The organism is Streptomyces sp. JK94 (genome assembly GCF_053613315.1).
This window is the reverse complement of record NZ_JBSICH010000021.1, coordinates 73,074-82,539: the sequence shown is the minus strand read 5'-3', so window position 1 is coordinate 82,539 and position 9,466 is coordinate 73,074. Positions and strand designations below refer to the sequence as shown.

Annotated in this window: 6 protein-coding genes and 1 tRNA gene; 4 read left to right on the top strand and 3 right to left on the bottom strand. The window is 70.7% G+C overall.

Features of this window, described 5'->3' with window-relative positions:
• Nucleotides 1-406 precede the first annotated feature (406 nt).
• Both ACVV2G_RS20550 and ACVV2G_RS20545 read left to right on the top strand, forming a co-directional pair.
• Complete coding sequence (locus ACVV2G_RS20550) at nt 407-1,813, top strand: NAD(P)/FAD-dependent oxidoreductase (RefSeq protein ID WP_453844196.1); 1,407 nt, start codon at nt 407-409, stop codon at nt 1,811-1,813.
• Nucleotides 1,814-2,025: 212 nt separating this feature from the next.
• Nucleotides 2,026-3,327: a class I SAM-dependent methyltransferase gene (locus ACVV2G_RS20545; RefSeq protein WP_453844195.1), complete on the top strand. Its 1,302-nt coding sequence runs from the start codon at nt 2,026-2,028 to the stop codon at nt 3,325-3,327.
• Between the two features lie 80 nt (nt 3,328-3,407).
• Here ACVV2G_RS20545 and ACVV2G_RS20540 read toward each other — a convergent pair whose 3' ends face one another.
• Together ACVV2G_RS20540 and ACVV2G_RS20535 are read right to left on the bottom strand one after the other, a co-directional pair.
• Nucleotides 3,408-5,936, bottom strand: coding sequence for an ABC transporter permease (locus tag ACVV2G_RS20540; protein WP_453844194.1), 2,529 nt, complete (start codon nt 5,934-5,936; stop codon nt 3,408-3,410).
• Nucleotides 5,937-5,995: 59 nt separating this feature from the next.
• The gene (locus ACVV2G_RS20535) at nt 5,996-6,766 is read right to left on the bottom strand and encodes an ABC transporter ATP-binding protein (protein ID WP_453844193.1); all 771 of its coding nucleotides are present in this window, start codon (nt 6,764-6,766) and stop codon (nt 5,996-5,998) included.
• A gap of 405 nt (nt 6,767-7,171) precedes the next feature.
• Between ACVV2G_RS20535 and ACVV2G_RS20530 the strand changes: the two genes are divergently transcribed.
• Both ACVV2G_RS20530 and ACVV2G_RS20525 read left to right on the top strand, forming a co-directional pair.
• Nucleotides 7,172-7,255, top strand: a tRNA-Leu gene (locus ACVV2G_RS20530).
• Nucleotides 7,256-7,359: 104 nt separating this feature from the next.
• Nucleotides 7,360-7,551, top strand: a complete 192-nt coding sequence (locus ACVV2G_RS20525; RefSeq protein ID WP_453844192.1) for a hypothetical protein — start codon at nt 7,360-7,362, stop codon at nt 7,549-7,551.
• A 399-nt stretch (nt 7,552-7,950) separates the two neighbouring features.
• Here ACVV2G_RS20525 and ACVV2G_RS20520 read toward each other — a convergent pair whose 3' ends face one another.
• Nucleotides 7,951-9,342 carry an NsdA family TPR-like regulatory protein gene (locus tag ACVV2G_RS20520; protein ID WP_453844191.1) on the bottom strand — a complete coding sequence of 464 codons (1,392 nt, stop codon included), beginning with the start codon at nt 9,340-9,342 and terminating at the stop codon, nt 7,951-7,953.
• Nucleotides 9,343-9,466: the final 124 nt, after the last annotated feature.

The window sequence follows — 9,466 nt, the reverse complement described above, 5'->3', positions numbered from 1 at the left end:
TGGTAAAAGAGGGGAAGAGGGGGGGGGGGGGGGTGGAGGGGGTTTTCCGATCCCCCCCCGACACCCGCTCGCCGGAGAAGTTCGTGAAGTTCTTCACAAGGAATTGGGCCCTGTCGGACGACGAAAGCGCGTCGGTTGACCTTTTTGGGGGTTCAACTGCCCTTTGAACATGTTCAGGACGGTGTCCAGCGGGGCTCCCGGCAGGGCCGTCCCGGAGGCTGGTCCGCCCTTCCCGAAGGTGCGGAGGGGCAGCTCACGCGGCATTGACAACGGGGTCTCCTACACGCTGGTTCCCTTCACCGCCATGACCTCCGTCACGCGGGCGGCGGATAATAACACGACCCTTGCAGGAGCTTGTGAAGGGGCGCACGAACCACCCCCCTGGGGCGGGTGGATACTCGATGGCATGAGCACCACGGAGCGTCCCAGGATCCTCGTAGTAGGCGGTGGGTACGTAGGCCTGTACGCAGCTCGACGCATCCAGAAGAAGATGCGTTACGGCGAGGCGACCGTCACCGTCGTCGACCCGCGGTCGTACATGACCTACCAGCCCTTCCTCCCCGAAGCCGCCGCCGGCAACATCTCCCCGCGGCACGTCGTCGTCCCCCTGCGGCGCGTGCTTCCGAAGGCGGAGGTCCTCACCGGCCGGGTCACCACCATCGACCAGGACCGCAAGGTCGCCACGATCTCCCCGCTGGTGGGCGAGGCGTACGAGCTGCCCTTCGACTATCTGGTCATCGCCATGGGCGCGGTCTCCCGCACCTTCCCGATCCCCGGCCTCGCCGAACAGGGCATCGGCATGAAGGGCATCGAGGAGTCCATCGGCCTGCGCAACCACGTGCTGGAGCAGCTGGACAAGGCCGACTCCACCACCGACGAGGAGATCCGCCGCAAGGCGCTCACCTTCGTCTTCGTCGGCGGCGGTTTCGCCGGCGCGGAGACCATCGGTGAGGTCGAGGACATGGCCCGGGACGCGGCCAAGTACTACAAGAACGTCTCCCGCGAGGACATGCGTTTCATCCTCGTGGACGCCGCCGACAAGATCCTCCCCGAGGTCGGCCCCAAGCTCGGCCAGTACGGCAAGGAGCACCTCGAGGGCCGCGGTGTCGAGGTCTACCTGTCCACCTCCATGGACTCCTGCGTCGACGGCCACGTGGTGCTGAAGAACGGCCTCGAGGTCGACTCCAGCACCATCGTGTGGACGGCCGGCGTCAAGCCGAACCCGGCGCTGTCCCGCTTCGGCCTGCCGCTGGGTCCCCGCGGCCACGTCGACTGCGAGCCGACCCTCCAGGTCAAGGGCACCGACCACATCTGGGCCGCGGGCGACAACGCCCAGGTGCCGGACCTCGTCGGCCGCAAGGCGGGCAACGAGAACGCCTGGTGCCCGCCGAACGCCCAGCACGCGCTGCGCCAGGCCAAGGTCCTCGGCGACAACGTGATCTCCGGCATGCGGGGCTTCCCGCAGAAGGACTACAGCCACGCCAACAAGGGCGCGGTGGCGGGCCTCGGCCTCCACAAGGGCGTCGCGATGATCGTCATGGGCAAGATGAAGATCAAGCTCAAGGGACGTCTCGCCTGGTACATGCACCGCGGATACCACGGTCTCGCGATGCCGACCTGGAACCGGAAGATCCGCGTCTTCGCGGACTGGACGCTCGGCATGTTCCTCAAGCGCGAGGTCGTCTCCCTCGGCGCGATGGAGAGCCCGCGCGAGGAGTTCTACGAGGCCGCCAAGCCGGCGCCGGCCGCCGCGCCGAAGGCCGCCGACAAGAACGAGCAGGCTTCGCGGCAGGAGAAGGCCAAGGCCTCCTGACCTCCGGTCCTCCCCACCCGTAGTACCCCGAAGGGGCCGTCCGCCATCCGTGGTGCGGGCGGCCCCTTCGCGTGGCGCCGGCCGGGCGACGGAGCTCATCGTGTGTACCGGTGTTTTGCACGCTCATGACGCGCGCCGGGGAGTGTGCGGCGGGCTTTCGGGTGTTTACGTGGTGTCGGACATTCCGGGATCGGCCGTCACGGAGGTACGCCATGGCTGACGCCGCGCTGCGGCTGCAAAGCCTCTTCGCACAATTGCTGGGAACCCCCCTCCCGGTGCGCATCCGCGCCTGGGACGGCTCGCAGGCGGGTCCGCCGGGCGCGCCGGTCCTCGTCGTCCACCACCGCAGGGCCCTGCGCCGCCTGCTGTTCAAGCCGGGCGAACTGGGCCTGGCCCGCGCCTGGGTGGCCGGCGACCTCGACGTCGACGGCGACCTCTTCACCGCCCTCGACCTGGTGTCCGGCCTCGTCTGGGAGCGCGGGGAGGACGCCCGCGGCCTCGCCGAGGCGCTGCGCGACCCCGAGGTCCGGGCCGCCGTACGCGGCCTGGTCAAGCTCGGCGGGCCGCCCCTGCCGCCCGCCCCGCCGCCGGAGGAGGTCCGCCGGACCCGCGGCCACCTGCACACCCGGCGCACCGACAAACGCGCCGTCAGCCACCACTACGACGTCGGCAACGACTTCTACCGACTCGTCCTCGGCCCCTCCATGGTCTACTCCTGCGCCTACTGGCCGACCCCCGGGAGTGAGGGCGGCACCTTGGAGGACGCCCAGCGCGACAAGCTGGAACTGGTCTGCCGCAAGCTCGGCCTGAGCCCCGGCCGGCGCCTCCTCGACGTCGGCTGCGGCTGGGGCTCCATGGCGATCCACGCGGCCCGCGAGCACGGCGTGAGCGTCGTGGGCGTCACGCTCTCCCAGGAGCAGGCCGCCTACGCCCGCAAACGCGTCGCCGAGGAAGGGCTCACCGACCGGGTGGAGATCCGCGTCCAGGACTACCGGGACGTCGCCGACGGGCCGTACGACGCCGTCTCCTCCATCGGCATGGCCGAACACGTCGGCGCCGAGCGCTACCTGGAGTACGCCGTCGCCCTGTTCGGGCTCCTCAAGCCCGGCGGACGGTTGCTGAACCACCAGATCGCGCGGCGCCCCCGGCGGGACGAGTCCGCCTACAGCGTGGACGCGTTCATCGACGCCTACGTCTTCCCCGACGGCGAACTGGCCCCCCTCGGCACCACCGTCACCCAGCTGGAGCGCGCCGGGTTCGAGGTGCGCGACGTGGAGTCGATCCGCGAGCACTACGCGCTCACCCTGCGCCGCTGGGTCGCCAACCTGGAGGCCGGCTGGGCGGCGGCCACGCGGCTGGCCGGCCCCGGCCGCGCCCGTGTCTGGCGGCTGTACATGGCCGCCTCCGCGCTGGCCTTCGAGCACAACCGCATCGGCGTCAACCAGGTCCTCGCCGTGCGGACCCCGGACTCGGGCGGCTCCGGCCTGCCGCTGCGCGCCCGCACCTGGAACTGAACGCCGCGGCGCGCCCGGACGACGGACGCGAGGAGGACCCCGCTCCCACCCGGGAACGGGGCCCTGCGTCCGCGTACCGGCTACTCCGCCTTGATGGCCTGGAGCGTGTTCAGACGCCCCGCCCGGCGGGCCGGCCACAGCGCCGCCAGGACACCCACCACGGCGGCCAGCAGCAGGAAGACACCCATCCGGGCCCAGGGCAGGACCAGCTCGTACGTCGCCATCGTCGAGCCCATCAGCCGGCCGGCGGCCCAGCCGAAGAACACGCCCAGACCGATGCCGAGCACCCCGCCGAAGAGGGAGATGACCAGGGACTCCAGACGGACCATCCGCTTGACGCCCTTGCGGTCCAGGCCGATCGCCCGCAGCATGCCGATCTCCTGGGAGCGCTCGAAGACCGACATCGCCAGGGTGTTGACGACACCGAGGACGGCCACGATCACCGCCATGGCCAGCAGGCCGTAGAGCATGTTCAGCATCAGCGTGAACATCTTCGCGATCTCGTTGGAGATGTCCTGCTTGTCCTGGACCTTGATCGCCGGGTTGGTGTCCAGCGCCTGCACCAGGCTGTCCTTCGAGGCCGACGAGGCGCCGTCGGACATCTTCACCATCACCTGCATGTCGACCGGGTCCGACAGGTGCGGGGTGAGGGTGGCGTTGTCGAGCATGATGCCGCGGAGCATGTCGTTGCCCTCGTAGACACCCGCGACGGTGAGCTTCTGCTTCTCGCCGTCCTCGTAGGCGGCGGTGAAGGCGGAGCCGGCCCGCCAGCCGTGGTCCTCGGCGGTGCCGGCGTCCACGACGACCTTCGTGCCGCCGACCTCGAAGGCCCCCTGCTCGACCTTCAGGTCGGTCAGCTCGCCGATGGCGGAGCCGCTGACGCCGGTGAGGTACTCGGTCCGCCCGCCGATGCGGGACGGCGCGTTGCGCAGCGGGCTGATGGCGGTGACCCCGTCGGCGTCGGCCAGCTTCCCGGCGACGTCGGGGGAGAGCATGCTGCCGTTGGCCATGGAGACCACGTAGTCCGCCTCGATGGCCTCCGCCGCCATCTTGTCGATCGACTTCTGCAGGCTGCCGGCCATCACCGTCATGCCGGTGATCAGGGTGAGGCCGATCATCAGGGCGGAGGCCGTGGCGGCGGTGCGGCGCGGGTTGCGCACCGAGTTCTGGCGGGCCAGCTTGCCCGCGACGCCGAACACGCGCAGCACCGGCGCCGCGGCGGCGATCAGCGGGCGGGACAGCAGCGGCGTCAGGATGAACACGCCGATGATCAGCAGCACCGCGCCCATCCCCATCGGGGCCTGGCCGTCGGAGCCCTCCATCGTGGTCGCCGCGAGGACGACCGCGACGCCGGCGGCCGAGAACAGCGCGCCCAGGGTGTTGCGCAGGACCAGCGACTTGGCCGTCGCCCGGGCGTGCACGCTGCTCATCGCCGCCACCGGCGGGATCTTCGCCGCCCGGCGGCCCGGCAGCCAGGCCGCCACCATGGTGACCAGGACGCCGACCGCGAGGGCCGCGACGATCGTGCCGGCCGAGACGACCAGCGGCCCGTCGGGCACGGTGGCCTCGAAGGAGCCCATCAGGGCGCGCAGTCCGGCTCCGATGCCGATGCCCGCGACCAGACCGGCGACGGCGGCGACGACGCCCACCACGAACGCCTCGATCAGCACCGAGCGCGTGACCTGCCGGCGGGAGGCGCCGACCGCCCGCATCAGGGCCAGCTCCTTGGTGCGCTGGGCGACCAGCATCGTGAAGGTGTTCGCGATGATGAACGTGCCGACGAACAGCGCGATGCCGGCGAAGACCAGCAGACCCTGCTTCATGCCGCTCATCGACGAGGCGATCATCTCCGCCTGGTCGTCGGCGAGCTTCTCGCCGGTGGTGGTCTCGACGAGGTCCTTCGGCAGCGCCTCGTCCAGCTGCCTCTTCAGAGCGGCCTGCGTGACGCCGTCCTTCGCCTCGACGTCGATCTCGTCGTACGTGCCCGCCTTGCCGAAGACCTTCTGCGCGGTCGCCGTGTCGAAGAGGGTGAGGCTGCCGCCGGCCGCGACGCCGCCGTCGTCGGTCGTGAAGACACCGACGACCTCCGGGGTGAGCACCGGCCCGTCGACGGACATCCGCACCGTGTCGCCGACACCGTAACCGGTGCGCTCGGCGGTCCGGGAGTCGATGAGGATCTCGCCCTCGCCCCGCGGGGCACGGCCGGCCGTCAGCGGGTACCGGGCGTCCTTCGCGCCCCAGTAGTTGCCGCCCCTGGTGCTCCAGCCGTCACCGATCAGGCCGCCGTCCTTGTCGGCCACGGCGGTGAAACCGCTCACCACGCCGATGGCGGAGGCCGCGCCGGGCACCCCGGCGCTGTCGTCGACGTGCGCCTCGGTCAGCTCGGCCGGCTCACCGACCTTGTCGCCCTCGGCGTCCTGGTACCTGGCCGTCACGGCGACGTCGACGTGGTCGAAGCCCTTGGCGGAGCTGTTCTGCAGGGCGTCGGAGATGCTGTTGGTGAAGACCAGGGTGCCCGACACGAACGCAACGCCCAGCATCACGGCGAGCACGGTCATCAACAGCCTGGCCTTGTGCGCGAGAACGTTGCGCAAGGCGGTACGGAGCATGGGTCTTCTCTGTCCAGACGTACGTGGGGAAGTACGGGGGAGTGCGGGCGGGCGGGACGTCAGCTGGTGCGGCCCTTGGCGTCGAACTGCTTCATGCGGTCCAGCACCGATTCGGCCGTCGGCCCGTGCACCTCGTCGACGATGCGTCCGTCCGCGAGGAAGACCACCCGGTCCGCGTAGGCCGCGGCCACCGGGTCGTGGGTGACCATCACGACCGTCTGCCCCAGCTCCCGCACCGAGTTGCGCAGGAAGCCCAGCACCTCGGAGCCCGAACGGGAGTCGAGGTTCCCGGTCGGCTCGTCACCGAAGATGATCTCCGGCCGGGAGGCCAGCGCCCGCGCCACGGCCACACGCTGCTGCTGGCCGCCGGAGAGCTGGGAGGGGCGGTGGCCGAGCCGGTCGGCCAGCCCGACCATCCCGATCACGGAGTCCAGCCACTGCCGGTCCGGCTTGCGGCCCGCGATGTCCATCGGCAGGGTGATGTTCTCCAGCGCGGTGAGCGTCGGCAGCAGGTTGAACGCCTGGAAGATGAATCCGATCTTGTCCCGGCGCAGCTTGGTCAGCTGCTTGTCCTTGAGCGAGCCCAGCTCGGTGTCACCGATGCGCACCGAGCCGGAGGAGAAGGTGTCCAGCCCGGCGACGCAGTGCATCAGCGTGGACTTGCCGGAGCCGGAGGGACCCATGATCGCGGTGAACTCGGCCTGCCGGAAGTCGACGGAGACCCGGTCCAGGGCGACCACCTGGGTCTCGCCCTGACCGTAGATCTTCGAAAGCTCCGTGGCGCGTGCGGCCACGGTGGTGGACCGGTCGGCGATGGGTGCGGTGGTCACGGGAAGGGCGCTCCTGACGGTACGGCGGGTGCTCGGGGACGCTGTCCATCCTTTCGGCCGCCGGGCGCCGTGTAGTCAGCCGCTGTTCCGGTTCCGAAGGGGGACTCCGGTCGGAGGGGCCAAGCCCGTGTACTACCTGAGGATGACGGCCGGCCCCCTGCCCACCGGTCCGGCGAGGGCGGAACAGGAACAGGGCGGGCGCCCTTGTAGAGACGGTGAAATTCCGTCATTCCGCATGCGCTGCCGAAGGCCGCACGCCAGGCTGTTGGCAAGTGAGGAAGGCCGAGCCCCGGAACTGATGCGCCCTCAGGCGCCAATAAAATAAGACAACATCGTTCCGTCCGGCCGGTGTTCACGGGGCGTGCCCCGATAGGCTCAGGACGCTCGACGCGGAGCCCATGGCCTGCCCGGATGGTGGAATGCAGACACGGCGAGCTTAAACCTCGCTGCCCCCTCGCGGGCGTGCCGGTTCGAGTCCGGCTCCGGGCACTCGCGTTTTTACCCCGTCTGACCTGGTGAGACGGTCTGCGGAGGCCGATTTTCTGTTTCGTCTCGGGAGCACAACGGGAGCACCGGGCGTACAGCGCTGTGCCATGGCGTACGTAGCACCACGAAAGAACAGGGTTGGTGTCGTCACCAGCTACCAGGTGAAGCGGAACCTCGGGGGCGACAGAACCAACCAGCAGGTCGAGTGCTTCGCCCGCGACGAGGACGGCGAGGGGTACATGGACCCCTCGGTCGGCGTCGAGGAGTCGTTCATCTTCCCCGCTACGCGCGGGAGGTGATCAGGAACAAGGCGGGTGTGGAGGAGCGCTACCGCAGCCGGGTGCCTATCTGGGCACGCCCAAGAGCAAGGCGTCCCGCCGCGTGGTCGACATCAGCGCCGGCCCGTGGCAGGAGCTGCTGGGCCACGGCCTGGCCGGCAAGCGCCCCGCCCCGGCCTGGAAATCGGAGCGGGGCGCACCCCTGTCCGGGGTCAGGCGGCGGTCACCCAGCACGTGCTGCCCTGGGGCAGGCGTCCGCCCCCCCACCGCTGGGTGCGCTGTCGCCTGGCCAGCCGGCCCATCAGGGTTCGGATGGCGTCGTTGAGGCGGTCCCGGGCAGCACGCAGTGCCCGGAGACCCGGGGAAAGCTGGGCACGGGACCACATTACGGTCGGGGGACTGACACCGCCCGCACCATGATCAGGTGTACGCGAGCTGCCAGGAGCGGGCCTGCTCGTCCAGCTCGGCGGCGGCCTTGACGCCGCGCCGCTCGAACACCGCCAGGTGGCGGCGGATACCGCGCACCTCGCCGGCGGCACGGGCGGAGCGGACCCCGCCGAACAGGCCCAGGCTCTGACCCCACGTTCCGCATGCCTGTTCCAGGTGGCCCTGGGCGGCCTGCTCGCGGCCCTGCGCGGCGAGCGTGAGCGCGGTGATCCGCTGGTGCTCGTGGCCGCTGCCGGGGCGGCTGCGCGCCGATACGCCGTAGTGCTTCTCGGCGTTGGCGTGGTCGCGTAGCTCCCGGAACGTCTTGGCCGTGTGGCTGGCGACGGTGGCCCGGGGGGAGCCCCACAGGGCGGCCCAGAACGGCAGCTCTCGTTCCTCGCCCCGCAGGACCAGGTCCTGCGCCTGGCGGAGCTGGGCGACCGCCTCGTTGCTGCGGCCGGCGTGGGCCAGGGCGCGGGCGCGGGTGACGGCGAACAGGGACTCCGTGGTCGGGTCCACGCGGCCGTGGACGTGCGCCAGGGCGGCCTCCGCCAGGTCCACGGTGCGCTCCGGCCGGCGGACGTCCATGCCGTTGTGCGCCATGATCCGCAGTATCCAGGCTCCGTGGAGGTCGTCCCCGGCCTCCTTCGTCAGGGCGTAGCTCTGGAGGTAGTAGCGCTGGGCCAGGCCGTGCTCCCCGGCGTCGAATGCCTTCCAGCCGCACAGGTACGAGACGCACGCGGCGGCGGCCAGCGCCTCGCGGCGGTGGTCGTCGGTGGTGAACGTGGACCGGCACAGGTCGGCCACGTCGCTGCGTAGGTACTGGACGACGGCGCTGCGGCCGTGCCGGCCGCCGTGGCGCTCGTCGATGCGGGTGAACATGTCGACCATGTCCCGGACGGCTGCGATCTCCGCGTGCCCGGCCCGCTGGTGGCCCGCCCGGGCCCGCTGCTGCTGCTCGACGGCCTGGTCCATGCCCAGCGGCAGGGCAGCCGCTGCGACGCTGTAGGCCGCCCCAGTGAGGAACTTCCGCCGGTGAATGTCCGCCTCCCCGATCCGCCTGAGTGTGTCCACCGGGTCGGCGCCCAGGATCAGGCCCAGCCGTTCGTGGGCGGGGTCCTGGCCGGGGTCGCACAACCCGAGCTCGCTCGGTCGCAGAGAGCGGCCGAGCCTGCGCGACAGCGCTTCGGCAATGTATGCGGCGGTGGTGAGGGCCGGTCGTTGACCCTTCACCCAATGAGCCACCGCAGACCTGTTGGTGCGGAGTAATTCGCCAGCCTCGGCGGCCACCACGCGGACAGCCGCGGCGGCCTGTTCGTACGTCAGATCGGCCTGTTTCAGGGCCCGTTCCAGCGCGGCGTTGCGCGCGCAGGCGTGATCCGTCACCTCGCCCACCCTCCCAAGCAGGGCGTTAAACACGGTAAACGCATCAGCGCCCACCGGTCCTAATGCACTCAGCGTATTCCCCGTTGTACTCACCGTACGAGCAAACCGCGTGAGGCCGCTTGGA

Excerpts from the sequence above, each read along its gene's own strand:
- ACVV2G_RS20545 (WP_453844195.1), top strand. The coding sequence starts at position 2,026 with ATGGCTGACGCCGCGCTGCGGCTGCAAAGCCTCTTCGCACAATTGCTG.
- ACVV2G_RS20525 (WP_453844192.1), top strand. The coding sequence starts at position 7,360 with ATGGCGTACGTAGCACCACGAAAGAACAGGGTTGGTGTCGTCACCAGC.
- ACVV2G_RS20540 (WP_453844194.1), bottom strand. The coding sequence starts at position 5,936 with ATGCTCCGTACCGCCTTGCGCAACGTTCTCGCGCACAAGGCCAGGCTG.
- ACVV2G_RS20550 (WP_453844196.1), top strand. The coding sequence starts at position 407 with ATGAGCACCACGGAGCGTCCCAGGATCCTCGTAGTAGGCGGTGGGTAC.